At 67.3% G+C, this 16,378-nt stretch carries 16 protein-coding genes; 10 read left to right on the plus strand and 6 right to left on the minus strand.

The window, feature by feature from the left end:
* The first annotated feature begins 171 nt into the window (after nt 1–171).
* Entirely contained in the window at nt 172–471 is a 300-nt protein-coding gene (locus tag M3C25_RS03275) for a DUF4193 domain-containing protein (protein WP_102160502.1), read from the plus strand.
* 93 nt (nt 472–564) lie between these two features.
* Here M3C25_RS03275 and M3C25_RS03280 read toward each other — a convergent pair whose 3' ends face one another.
* Complete coding sequence (locus tag M3C25_RS03280; protein ID WP_102160500.1) at nt 565–1,029, minus strand: DUF3093 domain-containing protein; 465 nt, start codon at nt 1,027–1,029, stop codon at nt 565–567.
* Nucleotides 1,030–1,140: 111 nt separating this feature from the next.
* Here M3C25_RS03280 and dut point away from each other — a divergent pair, with 111 nt between their 5' ends.
* The 3 genes from dut to M3C25_RS03295 are packed head-to-tail and all read left to right on the plus strand — an operon-like array spanning nt 1,141 to nt 2,894.
* Entirely contained in the window at nt 1,141–1,617 is a 477-nt protein-coding gene (gene dut / locus M3C25_RS03285) for a dUTP diphosphatase (protein WP_102160498.1), read from the plus strand.
* A gap of 48 nt (nt 1,618–1,665) precedes the next feature.
* Nucleotides 1,666–2,514, plus strand: a complete 849-nt coding sequence (locus M3C25_RS03290) for a DUF3710 domain-containing protein (RefSeq protein WP_102160496.1) — start codon at nt 1,666–1,668, stop codon at nt 2,512–2,514.
* Between the two features lie 11 nt (nt 2,515–2,525).
* Nucleotides 2,526–2,894, plus strand: coding sequence for a single stranded DNA-binding domain-containing protein (locus M3C25_RS03295; protein ID WP_102160494.1), 369 nt, complete (start codon nt 2,526–2,528; stop codon nt 2,892–2,894).
* Here the strand turns inward: M3C25_RS03295 and M3C25_RS03300 are convergent.
* Both M3C25_RS03300 and M3C25_RS03305 read right to left on the minus strand, forming a co-directional pair.
* Nucleotides 2,872–3,585 carry a potassium channel family protein gene (locus tag M3C25_RS03300; RefSeq protein WP_259855060.1) on the minus strand — a complete coding sequence of 238 codons (714 nt, stop codon included), beginning with the start codon at nt 3,583–3,585 and terminating at the stop codon, nt 2,872–2,874. The two genes, M3C25_RS03295 and M3C25_RS03300, sit on opposite strands and share 23 nt — an antisense overlap.
* On the minus strand, nt 3,582–4,253 hold the full coding sequence (locus M3C25_RS03305; protein ID WP_259855061.1) for a potassium channel family protein: 672 nt from the start codon (nt 4,251–4,253) through the stop codon (nt 3,582–3,584). The genes M3C25_RS03300 and M3C25_RS03305 overlap by 4 nt, the downstream gene beginning before the upstream one ends.
* Before the next feature lie 65 nt (nt 4,254–4,318).
* Between M3C25_RS03305 and M3C25_RS03310 the strand changes: the two genes are divergently transcribed.
* The 4 genes from M3C25_RS03310 (at nt 4,319) to dxs (ending at nt 12,764) form a co-directional block, all read left to right on the plus strand.
* Nucleotides 4,319–6,343 (plus strand): APC family permease, encoded by a 2,025-nt coding sequence (locus M3C25_RS03310; protein WP_311200491.1) that lies wholly within the window; start codon nt 4,319–4,321, stop codon nt 6,341–6,343.
* On the plus strand, nt 6,340–7,734 hold the full coding sequence (locus M3C25_RS03315; protein ID WP_259855062.1) for a class I SAM-dependent RNA methyltransferase: 1,395 nt from the start codon (nt 6,340–6,342) through the stop codon (nt 7,732–7,734). Before M3C25_RS03310 ends, M3C25_RS03315 begins: the two co-directional genes overlap by 4 nt.
* A gap of 174 nt (nt 7,735–7,908) precedes the next feature.
* Nucleotides 7,909–10,593, plus strand: a complete 2,685-nt coding sequence (gene acnA / locus M3C25_RS03320) for an aconitate hydratase AcnA (protein WP_102160486.1) — start codon at nt 7,909–7,911, stop codon at nt 10,591–10,593.
* Nucleotides 10,594–10,823: 230 nt separating this feature from the next.
* A complete protein-coding gene (dxs, locus tag M3C25_RS03325) occupies nt 10,824–12,764 on the plus strand; it encodes a 1-deoxy-D-xylulose-5-phosphate synthase (protein ID WP_259796385.1) in 1,941 nt (646 codons plus the stop codon).
* 48 nt (nt 12,765–12,812) lie between these two features.
* Here the strand turns inward: dxs and M3C25_RS03330 are convergent, their stop codons facing one another.
* Together M3C25_RS03330 and M3C25_RS03335 are read right to left on the minus strand one after the other, a co-directional pair.
* Nucleotides 12,813–14,024 carry a ribonuclease D gene (locus M3C25_RS03330; RefSeq protein ID WP_257994998.1) on the minus strand — a complete coding sequence of 404 codons (1,212 nt, stop codon included), beginning with the start codon at nt 14,022–14,024 and terminating at the stop codon, nt 12,813–12,815.
* Nucleotides 14,021–14,635 carry a DUF3000 domain-containing protein gene (locus M3C25_RS03335; protein WP_259855063.1) on the minus strand — a complete coding sequence of 205 codons (615 nt, stop codon included), beginning with the start codon at nt 14,633–14,635 and terminating at the stop codon, nt 14,021–14,023. The genes M3C25_RS03330 and M3C25_RS03335 overlap by 4 nt, the downstream gene beginning before the upstream one ends.
* A gap of 144 nt (nt 14,636–14,779) precedes the next feature.
* On the opposite strand from M3C25_RS03335, the gene M3C25_RS03340 reads away from it, so the two are divergent.
* Both M3C25_RS03340 and M3C25_RS03345 read left to right on the plus strand, forming a co-directional pair.
* Nucleotides 14,780–15,271 carry a flavin reductase family protein gene (locus M3C25_RS03340; RefSeq protein ID WP_102160480.1) on the plus strand — a complete coding sequence of 164 codons (492 nt, stop codon included), beginning with the start codon at nt 14,780–14,782 and terminating at the stop codon, nt 15,269–15,271.
* A 51-nt stretch (nt 15,272–15,322) separates the two neighbouring features.
* Entirely contained in the window at nt 15,323–15,799 is a 477-nt protein-coding gene (locus tag M3C25_RS03345) for a TspO/MBR family protein (RefSeq protein ID WP_102160478.1), read from the plus strand.
* A 4-nt stretch (nt 15,800–15,803) separates the two neighbouring features.
* Here the strand turns inward: M3C25_RS03345 and M3C25_RS03350 are convergent, their stop codons facing one another.
* Complete coding sequence (locus M3C25_RS03350; protein ID WP_102160476.1) at nt 15,804–16,331, minus strand: HutD family protein; 528 nt, start codon at nt 16,329–16,331, stop codon at nt 15,804–15,806.
* Between the last annotated feature and the right edge of the window lie 47 nt (nt 16,332–16,378).

Below are 16,378 nucleotides of genomic sequence, written 5' to 3' on the forward strand. Positions count from 1 at the left end.
AGTATCGATGTGGTGAATCACAAGTGTCTTTGCTGGCTTCCTGTTGCGAAATGACCCGATGGCGGGCACAATTCCATGAGATACAAAACGGTGTCACGACATAGGCATGAGTGGTACTCTATGGCGACCGTCCACTCCAATTCACATATCAGCGGAGAGTGATCAGGCCAGATGGCGACAGACTACGACGCACCTCGTAAGCAGGAAGACGAACTCAGCAGTGACTCCCTTGAAGAGCTGAAGGCTCAGCGAAATCAGCAGCAGGCCAGCCAGGTCGATGAAGACGAGGCGGTTGCAGCAGAAGGGTTCGAACTCCCGGGTGCCGATCTGTCCAACGAGGAGCTGTCGGTGCGCGTTCTGCCGAAGCAGAACGACGAGTTCACCTGCATGGAGTGCTTCCTTGTGCGGCATCACTCGCAGCTGGCCACCGATGAAGGCGGCGTGCCGATCTGCACCGACTGTGCCGGCTGAGCAGCGAGCGAGCTGAGAACAGACGATAGGAGCACCGGAATCCTGCGGGATTGCCGGTGCTCTTTCGCATTCAGTCGCTGCAGTGGCGCTGCATCAGCGCTGGGAGTTCAGTGCAGCAGCAAGCGCCTGCGGATCCTTCGATGAGACCAGCCAGTACGGCGTCGGGTCGTCTGGGTCGTCGATGATGACCTTGACCAGCAGCGGCTCCCACGGCCGGAGCATGAGGAAGGCAAGCGCATCGAGCAGCGGCCCGCGCTCGGCGAACGACTGCGCCTTGTCACACGGCTGAGCCTCAGCGATGAAGCTGCGCTCGATATGCGCCGGACCGGCGATGAACTCCGTGTCGCTGACGATGATGACAGCCGACGCCGACCGCAGCCACACGGCCACGAGTGCGAAGACGACGATGGGAACCACGATCGCACCCCAGCTCCAGACGGGGAAGACGATCGCTGCAGTCATCGCGGACAGAAACGCAGCAACGAACCACCAGCCGAAGGTCGGCCAGAGCCGTTCACGGTAGCGCACAGTGTTCGAGGAATCAGTCGTGGCGGGCATGCCTCAAGTATCCCACAGACCAGCGACCGGCAGCAGTCAGGGCAGGTCGGGCAGAACCGGACGCCGCGAGACGGTGGCACTGGCTCGGGTACCGGGCTAAAGTGCGTCAATGTGGCATATGAAGAACTGCGGATAGAGATCAGACAGCTCGACCCGGACATCGCCCTGCCCTGCTACGGACACCGCGGCGACGCCGGGGCTGACCTGTGCGCAACCGAGGACGTCGTGCTCGAACCGGGCCAGCGCCGCGCAGTGGGCACCGGCATCGCGATCGCCCTGCCAGAGGGCTATGCCGGATTCGTGCACCCGCGCTCCGGCCTCTCCACCAAGCACGGGATCACCGTCGTCAACAGCCCCGGCACCATCGACGCCGGGTACCGCGGAGAGATCAAGGTGCCGCTCATCAACGTCGACCCGCACGCCGCCTACACGATCCGCCGCGGCGACCGCATCGCCCAGCTCATCATCCAGCGGGTCATCCACGCCGACTTCTGCCTCGTCGACAGCCTGGAGGACTCCGAGCGCAGCGACCGCGGCTTCGGATCCACCGGAGGCTTCACCGCCGGCGAGCACGATCCGCGGCACTGACCATCCGTCAGAGGACTACACCGACGACCATCCGCTGAGGAAGGAACCATGGGACTGTTCGACATTTTCTCCAAGAAGAAGCGCAGCGACGACACCGACGAGGAACTCGACACCACCGCTGAGACCGTCACCGACGACGACGTCGCAGACGACGAGCCCACCGTCGCCGACAGCTCTGACGACAGCGACGAGCCGGAAGGCCCCTTCGCCGCAGCCGAAGCAGCCGAGGATGACGACGACGAAGACGAGGAGTTCGCCAAGGCCGCTCCGCTCGACCGCGATGAGAAGGGCCCCTTCGACTCGGAAGAGGAGTTCCCCGACGTCCACCGCATCGACCTCGGCGCCCTCCAGGTGCCGGTGCGCGACGGCATGCAGATGCGCCTGGACGCCGAAGAGAAGACCAACAAGATCGTCGCCGTGACGATCCAGCACAGCGGCGGCGCCCTGCAGCTGCAGGTCTTCGCCGCACCCACCTCCGAAGGCGTGTGGAACTCCGTGCGCGGCCAGATCGAGGACAACATCAGCCAGCGCGGCGGGCAGACCGATGAGCTCTACACCGAACTCGGCCGTGAGCTGCTCACCCGCATCCCGGCCACCGCACCCGATGGCCGCAAGGGACTGCGCATCGCCCGGTTCGCCGGCGTCGACGGACCGCGCTGGTTCATCCGCGGCGTGTTCTCCGGCAAGGCGATCGACGATGAGGAGGTGCGTGCACTGTTCGTCGAGCAGTTCCGCAACATCGTCGTCCACCGCGGCACCGAGCCGATGCCGCCGCGCGAGCTGCTGCCGCTGACCGCACCGCAGATGCAGAAGGCCGAAGACTCAGCCGAGGAAGCCGAGAAGAAGGACGACATCAATCCCTTCGAACGCGGCCCCGAGATCACGGAAGTCCGCTGACCCCCACGCCCATGCTGCTCACGCGCTTCCTCGAACGATTCGGCTCAACGGACTCGACTGACGCCGAGGACGTCCACCGCCGGCTGTCCCATCTGGAGGGCACGACCCCGATCGCTGAGATCACCGCGCGCCGTGAGGTGACCGTCGGCGGGGTCGTCGTCGCACTCACCCGGTCTGTGCCGCAGTCCAGCCCGCGCCTGGACATCAGCGTCTCCGACGGCACCGGGATCGTCCATGCCCGCTTCCTGGGCATGCGCGACATCCCCGGCATCACCGCCGGACGCACCCTGCTGCTGACCGGCTGCTTCACCCTCAGCGACTCGACGGTGCTGACAGCGCTCAATCCGCGCTACGAGCTCATCGACACTCAGTCGGACTGATCCTCAGCCGTCTCGCGCTCATGGTGTGGCCGTCATCGGTGCGCAGCAGATTCTGCAGACGGTCGTGCTGATCCGGTGAGGTGATGAAGAACAGCTCATCGCCGTCATCGACGACATCGTCAAACGACGGGGCGAAGGCCTTCTCATTGCGCACGATCGCCACCAATGCGGTGTCCGGCGGCCAGGAGATCGCCCCGATCCGCTTGCCGACCGCCGCCGACTTCTCGTGCACGGTGAACTCCATGAGCGTGGCCTGCCCGCGCTCGAAGCTCATGAGGTGGACGAGGCCGCCGACCTCGACGGCCTCCTCGACGAGCGCGGTCATGAGCCGCGGGGTCGACACGGCGACATCGACGCCCCAGTTCGAGTCGAACAGCCACTCATTGCGCGGGTTGTTCACCCGCCCGATCGTGCGCGGGACCCCGAACTCCATCTTCGCGATGAGGCTGAGCACGAGATTCGTCTTGTCATCACCGGTGGCGGCGACGACGACATCAGTCTCCTCCAGCCCGGCCTCTGCCAGGCCGCTGAGCTCGCAGGCATCGGTGAGCAGCCACGAGGCACCGGGCACCTTGTCGTGGCGCACGGCGTCCTTGTTCTTGTCGACGAGCAGCACGTCATGACCGTTGTCGAGCAGCTCCCGGGCGACCGAACGGCCGACTGAGCCGGCTCCGGCGATGAGGATCTTCACTCTTCTTCCTCCTCGGTGATCGGCTCGTCGAGAATCTGCGTGACACGGTCGAGGACTGCGTGCTCGCACATGATGTGCACAAGGTCCCCATCCTGGATGAGGGTCTCGGGGCGTGCGAGCATCCCCTCACCCAGCCGCGTGATGTAGGCGACCCGGCCGGGGATCGCGTCTTCCACCTCGGCGACGGGGCGCGCGATCCAGTCCGGGTGCAGGTGCACCTCGGCGAGCACCATCCGGCCAGACGGGTCGCGGAACTCCGTGGCTGCGCCCTGCGGGATGAGCTTGCGCATCATCCGGTCGGCCGTCCAGCGCACGGTGGCCACCGTCGGGATGCCGAGGCGCTCGAACACCTCGGCGCGCAGCGGATCGTAGATGCGGGCGGCGACATTGCGCACCCCGAAGGTCTCACGCGCCACACGCGCGGCGAGGATATTGGAGTTGTCGCCGCTGGAGACCGCCGCGAAGGCATACGCCTCGCCGGTGCGGGCACGCTCGAGCGTGTCGCGGTCGAAGCCGAGGCCGGTGATCGTCGAACCGGAGAAGTCCTGGCCGAGCGCGCGGAAGGAATCGGGGTCGCGGTCGACGACGGCAACCGTGTGGCCGCTGGCGTCGAGGGCGCGTGCGAGTGAGGCGCCGACGCGCCCGCATCCCATGACGACGAAGTGCATCCCTGACCTCTTCCTGCGCCTGCGGCCGTGCGGTTGAAGCCCGGCCGTGCTCTACGATTGAGCACGTGGCACGTAATATTTCGTCTGCCGTCAAAAGACTACTCGTTGGACGGCCCTTCCGCAGTGACCGGCGCAGGCCTGTGCCGCTGCGCAAGCGCCTGGCGATGCCGGTCTTCGCCTCCGACATGCTGTCGTCGGTGGCCTATGCGCCTGACGAGATCCTGCTGGCCCTCTCACTGTCCGGTCTCGTCGCGCTGACCGTCTCGCCGTGGATCGGCCTGGCCGTCGGCGTCGTCATCCTCGTCATCGTCTGGTGCTACCGCCTCAACCTGCGCGCCTACCCCGGCGGCGGAGGCGACTACGAGGTCGCCGGCAAGAACCTCGGCGTGCGCGCCGGCCGGGCCGTCGCGGCCTCCCTGCTCATCGACTACGTGCTGACCCTGGCGGTGTCGATGACGATGTTCGCCTCCTATGTCGGCTCGATCGTCCCGGAGCTCAAACCTCACCGCATCATCGTCTCCGTCATCGGCATCGTCGTCGTCACCGTGCTGGCCCTGCGCGGAACCCGCACCGCCCCGAAGCTGCTTGCCATCCCAACCTACCTTTTCCTCGCCGCAGTCTTCCTCACCCTCATCGTCGGCGCCTACCGGGTCCTCACCGGCGACACGCCGATCGCTGTCACGAGTGACTACTGGGTGCTGCCGCGGACGGACTTCGACACGCCGCTGTTCGGGCTGGCTGCCGTGTTCATCGTGCTGCGTGCCTTCACCTCCGGTTCGGTCGCCCTGGCAGGTGTGCAGACCGTCGCCACCGCCGTGCCCCGCTTCACCTCCCCGCGCGGGCACAATGCCGGCCGCACCCTGCTGCTGACCGGTGCGCTGTCGGCCACGATGCTCATCGGCATCACCTGGCTCAGTTCGGTCATCGGTATCAAATTCGTCGCCGAACCCCACATCTACCTGCTCAACCGGGCCGGCACCCCCATCAGCGCCGACTACGTCCAGGACCCGGTTCTCGGCCAGCTCGCCCACGCGGTGTTCGACGACGTGCCCGTGCTGCCCTCGATCGTGGCCGCAGTGGCAGCGCTTGTGCTCATGGCGGCAGCCAACACCGCCGTCGAGGGATTCCCCGGGCTGGCCTCGCGGCTGGCCCGAGACAGCTTCCTGCCCCGCCAGCTGGCTACCCGCGGTGACCGGCTGACCTTCTCCAACGGCATCCTGCTGCTCTCCGGGGCTGCGATCGTCCTCGTCGTCGCCTTCCGCGCCCGGGTGCCCGACCTCATCGAGCTCTATCTCGTCGGCGTGTTCTTCGCCTTCAGCCTCGGCCAGCTGGGCATGATCCGGCACTGGACCGACCGGATCCGCACGATGGTCACCTCCCCGACGCGCCGGCGGATGCAGGCCAACCGCGTCATCAACACCGTCGGATTCGTCCTCGTCACCCTAGTCCTCGTCGTCGTCATCATCACGAAGTTCGCCGGCGGCGCCTGGATCGCCGTCGCCGCGATCGCCGTGCTCTACGCGCTCATGGGCCTCATCCACCGCCACTACGGCCGTGTCGCCTCCGAACTCGCCCCCGAAGAGGACGCCTCGGACACCACCCTGCCGCCGAACACCCGCGCGGTCGTCATCATCACCCAGATCCACAAGCCGGCACTGCGCGCGCTCAGCTATGCGAGGGCCAGCCGCCCGACCTCGGTGCAGGCGATCACCGTCGCCGTCGACGAGGATGCCGCCGAGGCGCTGCAGCGCGAATGGGACGAGATGAACCTGCCGGTGCCGCTGACGATCCTCGACTCGCCGTATCGCGAACTCGTCCGCCCGGTCATGAACCACATCGCCGACATGCGCCGGCACCACCCCAACGACCTCATCGACGTCTACATCCCGCAGTACATCGTCGGCCGCCGCTGGGAGAACATCCTGCACAACCAGACGGTGCTGCGGCTGAAGTCGCGGCTGCTCATCGTGCCCAATGTCGTCGTCTCGATCGTGCCCTGGCGGCTGCGCTCCTTCACCCGCAACCAGGACGTCCTCATCCGCCGGGTCGGCGACATCGACCACGACGTCATCGGCCGGGAGCAGCGATGAGCCCCGCCGCCGAGTCGGTGGCCGGCGATGCAGTCGAGCTCACCGTCGACAAGCAGGTGGGGGAGGGCTACGGGCTGGCCCGCCACGACGGCCGCGTCGTCTTCGTCTCCGGTGCCATCCCCGGCGAACAGGTCCGCGCCGAACTCACCCAGGTCAAGAAGCGCATGGCCTACGCCCGCACCACCGAGGTGCTCCAGCCCAGCCCGCACCGGGTTCCCGACCGCCGGCTGGCCTGGGGTGCCGCCGGGGTCGGCGGCGTTGAGTTCGCCCACGTCGACCTGCCCCACTCACGGCAGCTCAAGACCGATGCCGCCGCCGAGCAGCTCGCCCGCCTCGGCGGGCTTGAGGACACCGGGCTGAGCATCGCGGCAGCCCCAAGTGAACAGGCAGCCGAAGCAGCCGATCCAGGTGCGGCGGCGACGACGGCCGGCACCGCCTGGCGGACCCGCGTGCAGCTGGCCGTCGAAGCCGATGGCACACCGGGCATGCGGGCGGCCGGCTCCCACACGGTCATCCCGGTGGACACGGTGCCCCTTGCCGTGCCGGTCCTCGACGACCTCGGACTGCACACCCTGCGCCTGCCGGGACTCGAGCGCATCGAACTCACTGCCTCCCACGCCTCAGGCGCGGTCGTCCTGCACACCCGGCCCGGAGCCGAACTCGACCCGCGCGCGGTCGAATCCGTCGCCGCCCGGCTGGGGGAGCAGGACGGGCAGTGGTCGCTGCTGCACCGCAGCGGCCAGCCGGTCCGCCGCGGTGGGCGGGTTGGCAGCAAGTCGGCCCGCAACCGCGGTGGCGGCAGCCGGCTGGAGGTGCTCACCGGCAGCGGTGAAGTCACCGAGCGCCTGCACCTCGACACGCCCGGCGGGAGGCTGAGGCGGGACTTCCGGCTGCGCGCCGATGGGTTCTGGCAGGTCCACGTCGATGCCGCAGCCGTGCTCGCCGGTCAGGTCGTCGAGGCTGCCGCAGGCGCCAGCCGGGTGCTCGACCTGTACTGCGGCGCCGGCCTGCTCGCCTGCGCTGTCGGCGCAGCCCACGACGTCCCGGTCACCGGTCTGGAGGGTTCGCCGGAGGCGATCGCCGCCGCCCGGGCCAACAGCGCCGACCTCGACGCCGATTTCGCCGTCGCCCGCATCGATCGGCTGCGCGAACTGCCCGCGGCCGACGTCATCGTCCTCGACCCGCCCCGCGCCGGGGCCGGACCTGCCGTGACCGACGCGCTGACCGCCTCGGGCGCGGAACGGATCGTCTACGTCTCCTGTGACGCCGGCACCTTCGCCCGCGACGCCCGGGCGCTGACCGCCGGCGGGTTCACACTGGCCAGCTGCCGCGGATTCGACCTGTTCCCGCTGACCGCGCACGCCGAATTCGTCTCCGTCTTCACCCGGTGAGCAGGTGTCCGGAAAGCCTCCGAGCTGGTGGAAACGCGTGTGCGGATGCGGTAAGATTTATCTTGATATCAAGATAAATTACGGCACAGTTCTGTGACGTAATCGCGTGGCGGGCCAGTCCGTGCGGCTCGCCGCGGATCAGCAAGTCGTGTGCCACGGAAGAGGAGAGTCACGATGAGTAACGTTGACAGTTTCGGCTCGAAGGGCACCCTGGAGGTCGGCGGCAAGTCCTATGAGATCTACCGCCTGAACTCGGTCGAGGGCTCTCAGAAGCTGCCGTTCAGCCTCAAGGTGCTGCTGGAGAACCTGCTCCGCACCGAGGACGGCGCCAACATCACCAAGGACCACATCAACGCACTGGCCAACTGGGACGCCTCGGCTGAGCCGAGCACCGAGATCCAGTTCACCCCGGCACGCGTCGTCATGCAGGACTTCACCGGTGTGCCCTGCATCGTCGACCTCGCCACCATGCGCGAGGCCGTCAAGGACCTCGGCGGCGATCCGTCGAAGATCAACCCACTCGCCCCGGCTGAGCTTGTCATCGACCACTCCGTGCAGATCGACGCCTTCGGCTTCGAAGACGCCATCGAGCGCAACATGGACATCGAGTACGAGCGCAACGGTGAGCGCTACCAGTTCCTGCGCTGGGGCCAGACCGCCTTCGACGACTTCAAGGTCGTCCCGCCCGGTATGGGCATCGTCCACCAGGTCAACATCGAGTACCTGGCCCGCGTCGTCATGGCCCGCGAGGTCGACGGTGTCACCCGCGCCTACCCCGACACGCTCGTCGGCACCGACTCGCACACGACGATGGTCAACGGCCTCGGCGTGCTCGGCTGGGGTGTGGGCGGCATCGAAGCGGAGGCCGCGATGCTCGGCCAGCCGGTCTCGATGCTCATCCCGCGCGTCGTCGGCTTCAAGCTCACCGGTGAGATCCCCTCCGGTGTCACCGCCACCGACGTCGTCCTCACGATCACCGACATGCTGCGCCAGCACGGCGTGGTCGGCAAGTTCGTCGAGTTCTACGGTGAGGGCGTCGGCGCTGTGCCGCTGGCCAACCGTGCGACCATCGGCAACATGAGCCCCGAGTTCGGCTCGACTGCTGCGATGTTCCCGATCGACGAGGTCACCGTCGACTACCTGCGCCTGACCGGCCGCGACGAGGACCAGATCAACCTCGTCGAAACCTACGCCAAGGAGCAGGGACTCTGGCACGACCCGTCGAACGAGGTGGAGTACTCCGAGTACCTCGAGCTCGACCTCTCGACGGTGGTGCCCTCGATCTCCGGCCCGAAGCGTCCGCAGGACCGCATCGAGCTGTCGGATTCGAAGGAGCAGTTCCGCAAGGACATCCACAACTACGCCAAGCCCGGCGAAGAGGACAAGTCCGCCAGTGTCGCCATGGGCGACGGACGCAACTTCGAGCTGGCCAACGGTGCCGTGGCGATCGCGTCGATCACCTCGTGCACCAACACCTCGAACCCGTCGGTCATGATGGCTGCCGGCCTGCTGGCCCGCAACGCCCGCAAGCGCGGCCTCAACACCAAGCCGTGGGTCAAGACCTCGGTCGCACCGGGCTCGAAGGTCGTCACCGACTACTACGAGAAGTCCGGCGTCATGGAGGACCTCGAAGCGCTGAACTTCTACACCGTCGGCTACGGCTGCACCACCTGCATCGGCAACTCCGGTCCGCTGGAGTCGGAGATCTCCGAGGCGATCCAGGACAACGACCTCTCGGTCACCGCAGTGCTCTCGGGCAACCGCAACTTCGAGGGCCGCATCAGCCCTGACGTCAAGATGAACTACCTGGCCTCGCCGCCGCTCGTCATCGCCTACGCGCTGGCCGGCACGATGGACTTCGACTTCGAGAACCAGCCGCTGGGCAAGGACGAAGACGGCGTCGACGTGTTCCTCAAGGACATCTGGCCGACTCCCGAGGAGATCGAGCGCACGATCGACGAGTCGATCGACACCAGCATGTTCACCAAGGAATACGGCACCATCTTCGATGGCGACGAGCGCTGGCAGCAGCTCGAGACCCCCTCGGGCGACCTGTTCGAGTGGGACGACGAGTCCACCTACGTGCGCAAGCCGACCTACTTCGACGGCATGACGATGGACCCGGAGCCCATCGAGGACATCTCCGGTGCCCGCGTGCTCGCGCTGCTCGGCGACTCGGTCACGACCGACCACATCTCCCCGGCAGGTTCCTTCAAGGCCGACACCCCGGCCGGCAAGTACCTGCAGGAGCACGGTGTTGAGCGCAAGGACTTCAACTCCTACGGCTCGCGCCGCGGCAACCACGAGGTCATGATCCGCGGAACCTTCGCCAACATCCGTCTGCAGAACCTGCTGCTCGACGGCGTGCAGGGCGGATTCACCCGCGACTTCACCCAGGAGGGCGGACCGCAGACGACGATCTACGACGCCTCGGTCAACTACCAAGAGCAGGGCATCCCGCTCGTCGTCATCGGCGGCGCCGAATACGGCACCGGCTCCTCGCGCGACTGGGCTGCCAAGGGCACCAAGCTGCTCGGCGTCTCGGCCGTCATCGCCCAGAGCTTCGAGCGCATCCACCGCTCGAACCTCATCGGCATGGGCGTGCTGCCGCTGCAGTTCCCGGCCGGTGAGTCGGCAGAGTCCCTCGGACTCGACGGCACCGAGACCTACGACATCTCCGGAGTGTCGGCCATCAACGACGGCGACATCCCGAAGACCGTCAAGGTCACCGCGAAGAAGGACAGCGGCGAGACCGTCGACTTCGACGCTGTCGTGCGCATCGACACCCCGGGTGAAGCCGACTACTACCGCAACGGCGGCATCCTGCAGTACGTGCTGCGCTCGCTCGTGCGTCAGTGACGCCAACCGCAGGATGACAGTGCAGCAGGCCTGACCTGCAGCGCTTGAACCGGCACAGCAACGGCCGGAGCACCACCAGGTGCTCCGGCCGTTCTGTGTGAACGCGTCTCGTGTCCACCTGGATACGAGCGTCCAAAAGAGTAGACTTGACGTTCTGACCGTATGAAATCGGATATGACGCATGTGTGTCAGCTGCCGATGAGGAGCAGCGTAAAGGAGCCGACAACCGTATGACCTTCCTGGAGAACATCACTTCGCCAGCGGATGTCAGACAGCTCAGCACCGCCGAGTGCCAGGTGCTGACGAAGGAGATCCGTGACTGCCTCATCACCACCGTGGCGCAGACCGGAGGCCACCTCGGCCCCAATCTCGGCGTCGTCGAGCTGACCACCGCAATCCACCGGGTCTTCGAGTCCCCGCGTGACACGATCCTCTTCGACGTCGGCCATCAGAGCTACGTCCACAAACTGCTCACCGGCCGCTACCCGGAGTTCTCCACACTGCGCCAGCGCGGCGGCATCTCCGGCTACCCGTCCCGAGCCGAATCCGAACACGACGTCATCGAGAACTCGCACGCCTCCAGCTCGCTGTCCTGGGCCGACGGCATCGCCAAGGCCCGCCAGCTGACAGGGGAGCAGGACCGGCACGTCGTCACCGTCATCGGCGACGGTGCACTCACCGGCGGCATGGCCTGGGAGGCGCTGAATACGATCGCGGCTGATAAGTCCCAGCCGCCGCGCAAGCTCATCATCGTTGTCAACGACAACGGCCGCTCGTATGCCCCGACCGTCGGCGGCTTCGCCGAGCATCTCGACTCGCTGCGCACCTCATCGCAGTACGAGAAGTTCCTCTCCTGGGGCAAAGAGCGCCTGCAGCAGTCCGGGCCTCCCGGCCGGGCCGCCTATTCGGCGATGCACGGCATGAAGAAGGGCCTCAAAGACATGATGGCCCCAGCCGAGACCGGCATGTTCGACGAACTCGGCATCAAATACGTCGGACCTGTCGACGGGCACGACCTCGACAGCCTCGAACGCGCCCTGGCCAAGGCCAAGGACTACGATCAGGGCCCGGTCATCGTCCACGCACTGACCCAGAAGGGCTACGGGTACGCCCCGGCGATGGCCGACATGGACGATCAGTTCCATGCCGTGGGCGTCATCGACGCCGAGACCGGCCGCTCACAGCCGTCGAAGTCGACGTCGTGGACGTCGGTGTTCGGAGACGAGATCACCCGCATCGCCCGCGAGCGCAAGGACATCGTCGCGATCACCGCGGCCATGCTCATCCCGGTCGGCCTCAAGCGCTTCGCTGAGGAGTTCCCCGAGCGTGTCTTCGACGTCGGCATCGCCGAACAGCACGCCGTCGCCTCGGCCGCCGGACTGTCCTACGGCGGACTGCACCCGGTCGTGTGCCTGTATGCCACCTTCCTCAACCGCGCCTTCGACCAGCTGCTCATGGATGTGGCCCTGCACAAGCAGGGAGTCACCTTCGTCCTCGATCGCGCCGGCATCACCGGCCCTGACGGTGCCAGCCACCACGGCATCTGGGACATCGCGATGCTCCAGGTCGTGCCCGGCCTGCAGCTGGCCGCTCCGCGCGATGCCACCCGGCTCGTCGAGGAGTTCAACGAAGCAGTCGCGATCGAAGACGCCCCGACCGTCGTGCGGTTCTCCCGCGGTTCGGTCGGCAACGACATCGAGGCGCTGTCGCGGACCGAGGACGGTGTCGACATCCTCGCCGAACCCGCTGACGGCCTTGATCGCGACGTGCTTATCGTCTCTGTCGGCGCGCTGGCCGATCGTGCCCTGGCGCTGGCCGAGGAGCTGCGGCAGCGTGCGATCGGCGCGACGGTCATCGACCCGCGCTGGGTGCTGCCGGTACCGGATTCGGTACTGACGATGGGCAAGGACCATGCGCTCGTCGCCGTCGTCGAGGACGGTGTGAAGATCGGCGGCATCGGTTCGCAGATCCGCCAGGATCTGCGCGATGAGGATTCGCGCACCGGTGTGGTCGAACTCGGTGTGCCCGATGAGTTCCTGCCGCACGGCACGCGTGAAGAGATCCTCGAATACGCCGGCCTGTCGGTGCCGGACATGCTCGACAACACTCTGCACATGCTGCCCCCGCATCTGGCTGAGCGCGCCCATCGGGCCAGCCGCCGCGCCATGTGAGGAACCAGCCGTCATCGCATCAGATGACGGGTTGTGCTGAGTCAGATCTCAGCTGGTGGCGTTGCCGGCTGCGTGTGCCGCCTCGGCGAGCACCTCGGCGGTGCGCTCGATCTGCCACGGCCTAGCTGAGTTGGCCGCCAGATAGGCTTCGACATCGGTGACATCGCCGACCGTCCGCTCAGACGCCAGCGACTTCACGATCCGCGGGGTCAGCAGCACGTCATGGGGCATCTCCAGCTCATCTGCGACAGCTCCCACGGCAGCGCGCATCTTCTCCGATCGCGCCTTGGCGACCTCCCGGTCGGCGCGCGGACCCGTCTTGGGCTGCGGCTGACGGCGCGGCGGCAGCTCAGAATCCGGCAGCGCATCGGCACGCTGCAGGGAATGCAGCACATTCGCCGCCGCCCGTCCGGAGAGCTCCTTGCCACCAGGCAGCCGGTAGATGTCATCGATCGTGCGCACCTTCGGATCCGTCAGGGCCACGAGCAGCCGATCGCGCAGCAGCCGGGTCGGTGCGATGTCGCGGCTGGAGGCTGCCGCATCCCGGTCGAGCCACAGCTGCCGGGCCCGGGCGAGAGCGCGGCGTGACTTCACCGTTCCCAGACCGCTGATCCGCCGCCACGGTTCGGCATGGACGCGCCGCTGGAAACCGAGCAGATGCTCGAACTCCTGCCGGGCGAACTCGTCCTTGCCGGTCTCACGCAGCTGGCGCGCCAGAGATTCGCGCAGCTCGATGAGCACCTCGACATCAAGGGCGGCATAGTTGAGCCAATCCAAGGGCAGAGGGCGCTTCGACCAGTCGACATAGGAGTGCTCCTTGGCCAGGCGCACACCGAGCTCATTGCCGACCAGCGCGGCAAGCCCGAAACGCTCGGCACCGAGCAGCCGGGCGGCCAGCTCGGTGTCGAACAGCGCCGAGGGCGTCATCCCGCGATCGGCCAGGCACGGCAGGTCCTGGGTCGCAGCATGCAGGATCCACTCGACACCGCTGAGCGCGGCATCGACCTGCCTGAGGTCCGGCAGCGCCTCGGGGTCGATGAGCACGATCCCACTGTCGGTGCGCTTGAGCTGGATGAGAAACGCCCGATCCCCGTAGCGGATGCCGGAAGCGCGTTCGGCATCGACAGCCACCGGTCCGGTGCCCGAAGCCAGCAGATGGGCGACCTCGTCAAGGGAGGTCGTGGTGTCGATGACCTCAGGAACACCGCCGGCAGGGCGGGCGAGCAGGGGCAGATTCTCGTCGACGTGGCGTGAGCTCACCGGCGTCGCCCCGGCAGCGGCGTCACGCCTTCGGGAACAGGGGGCAGACCGGCGACCATGCCGATGAGGTCGATCCAGGCATCGACGTGGTTGCCCATCTCCTCGGGATCCTCAACGACCGGGGTCCAGGAGGCGCGCAGCTCCAGATCGACCGTCCACGGCCGGCCGGCCAGGGTTCCGAAGCTCTCGGACATCACACGCGTTGTGGTGCCGCCTGCCTTGGCGATCTCGCAGTCGTGGGTCTCCAGCGCCTCGGTCAGCCATGACCAGGCGACCGGGCCGAGCATCGCCTCATTGCCCATCTCAGCCTCAAGCTCCGCGCGGATGTAGCTCACCAGCCGGAACTCCCCTTCCCACTCCTCAGGGCGGGCGGGGTCGTAGAGCAGCACGATCCGGCCGGTGGCCAGCTCCTCGATGTCCTCGCCGGTGGCCGCCTGGAAGGCCTCATCGGCACGAACCTCGGCACCGAGGGCGATCGCGTAGGGGGCCAGCTTCGAGGGGGCGGGGATCTCGCTGACTTCGATGCGCGCATCCTCGCGCGGTGAGCGCAGCACATCGGCTGCGCGGGCGAAGACCTGCGGGATCCGGTTGAGCGGTGATGGGGCTATCACACTTCACACTGTAGGTCGAGGCACTGACAACAGCGAGCGTCCACGCCGGGCACGTCGCGGCTGAATGGCATCGACCACCGGAGCCGGGACTAAAGTGGCGGCAAGGAATGTTACGGCAGACAGGACGAAAGGAGACCGCTGCCGATGAGCGCAGACCCTGAGGATTTCAAGCACGCCTTCCGGCACCACCCCGCCGGAGTCGCCGTCATCACCGCACAGTCACCAGACGGGCCGATCGGCCTGACGGTCTCCAGCCTCGCCAGCGTCACCCTGCAGCCGCCGATGCTGCACTTCTCCGTCTCCACCGCCCGCTACTCAGCCTCCCGGCTGCTCGGTGCCGAGACCTTCGTCGTCAACACCCTCGGTGCTGAACACGCCGAGATCGCCCGCGCCTTCGCCCGCTCCGATGGCCCGCGCTTCACCCCTGAACAGGGCTTTGCGACCCTGGAAGGCGGCGACCCGTACCTGCCCGGCGCCCACGCTGTGCTGCACTGCCGCTTCGCCTCCCAGACGCCGGCAGGCGACTCAACCGTCTGCGTCGGAGAGATCACCGACATCATCACCGCAGAGCCCGGCCGGGCACTCGTCTACGTCGACCGCGAGTTCTACGCCCTCGACGCCGCCGACCGGATCTGAACTGACCTGCGCACGACCCGTCACTGACACCGCCACTGCAGGGAGGGGACCATGTCCCGGAAGTTCCTGCCCCAGCTCGCCTTCACCGGTGCACTCACCGCTGCCGCCGCCGTCGCCGGCTCGGTCGCGACACGCGCCGGTCTCGATGACTACGACAAGCTCGACAAGCCGGACTTCACTCCGCCCAGTGAGGTCTTCCCGATCGCCTGGACGACGCTGTACGCCGATATCGCCGCCACCACCGCCCACGCGCTGAAGAAGGCCCGCACCGAGAAGGAGCGCCGCCGTCTCGTCGGCGAACTGGTCTTCAACCTCGGGCTCAACGCCGGCTGGTCGATGGCGTTCTTCGGCGGCAAGCGCCGCTGGACGGCCACCGGTGTCGCTGTCGCGCTCACGGCATCCTCGGTCTCCCTCGCCCGCCAGGTCGGCAAGCAGGAACCGGCAGCTGGCTGTGCGCTGGCCCCGTACCCGGCGTGGTGCGCCTTCGCCACCGTGCTGTGCGCCTCGGTCGCCGCCCGCAACGACTGAACTCTCAGAACCGCAGCACCTGCACCCCGGCATGATCCGTCATGCCACTGGGTGCCGGTTCGTCTGTGCGCAGCAGCGTGAAACCGGGCCCGAGGCGGGAGCCACCGAGGGTGAGGAGGAAGGTCCCGTCGACCACGGGGTCAGGTGGCTCGCCAGCGGAGGCGGCCACCGCCTCGGCGGTGGTGATCATGAGGTTGACGGCGTGACACGGTCGGGGCAGCTCGACGAGCTCCGTCACTGCGGCACCGTCGAAGACGCACGCCTGACCGTCGGCTAGGGCGAACCGGGTGCGGTCGATGTCGAGGACGACATCGGCGCCGATCGGCCGGAAGATCCGGCGCATGCCTGGCAGCGCTGAGAACGCAGCGGGCCGCTCCAAGGATGCGATCGACAGCCGCCAGGCAGGAAGCCCGGGCGTCAGTGCCGCGGAAGCATCGAGGGAGACGAGCTCGACGGTCGAACCGGCCCCATTGGCCCAGGGGGCGGCCGGCTGGTCGGCATAGGTAGCGATCGGTGTCAGCTCACGTGTCATACCGCCAGCCTAGACGCCGGTACCGGTGCCCGTGAGACGGGCTGTTC

The organism is Brevibacterium luteolum, from assembly GCF_025147615.1.
In the GTDB taxonomy this organism is placed as follows: domain Bacteria; phylum Actinomycetota; class Actinomycetes; order Actinomycetales; family Brevibacteriaceae; genus Brevibacterium; species Brevibacterium luteolum.

Bases quoted from the DNA above. Each gene is read 5' to 3' on its own strand.
- M3C25_RS03275 (WP_102160502.1), top strand. From the start codon at position 172: ATGGCGACAGACTACGACGCACCTCGTAAGCAGGAAGACGAACTCAGC.
- M3C25_RS03315 (WP_259855062.1), top strand. From the start codon at position 6,340: ATGAGCCCCGCCGCCGAGTCGGTGGCCGGCGATGCAGTCGAGCTCACC.
- M3C25_RS03295 (WP_102160494.1), top strand. From the start codon at position 2,526: ATGCTGCTCACGCGCTTCCTCGAACGATTCGGCTCAACGGACTCGACT.
- M3C25_RS03290 (WP_102160496.1), top strand. From the start codon at position 1,666: ATGGGACTGTTCGACATTTTCTCCAAGAAGAAGCGCAGCGACGACACC.
- M3C25_RS03340 (WP_102160480.1), top strand. From the start codon at position 14,780: ATGAGCGCAGACCCTGAGGATTTCAAGCACGCCTTCCGGCACCACCCC.
- M3C25_RS03345 (WP_102160478.1), top strand. From the start codon at position 15,323: ATGTCCCGGAAGTTCCTGCCCCAGCTCGCCTTCACCGGTGCACTCACC.
- M3C25_RS03280 (WP_102160500.1), bottom strand. From the start codon at position 1,029: ATGCCCGCCACGACTGATTCCTCGAACACTGTGCGCTACCGTGAACGG.
- acnA (WP_102160486.1), top strand. From the start codon at position 7,909: ATGAGTAACGTTGACAGTTTCGGCTCGAAGGGCACCCTGGAGGTCGGC.
- M3C25_RS03350 (WP_102160476.1), bottom strand. From the start codon at position 16,331: ATGACACGTGAGCTGACACCGATCGCTACCTATGCCGACCAGCCGGCC.
- dxs (WP_259796385.1), top strand. From the start codon at position 10,824: ATGACCTTCCTGGAGAACATCACTTCGCCAGCGGATGTCAGACAGCTC.
- M3C25_RS03305 (WP_259855061.1), bottom strand. From the start codon at position 4,253: ATGCACTTCGTCGTCATGGGATGCGGGCGCGTCGGCGCCTCACTCGCA.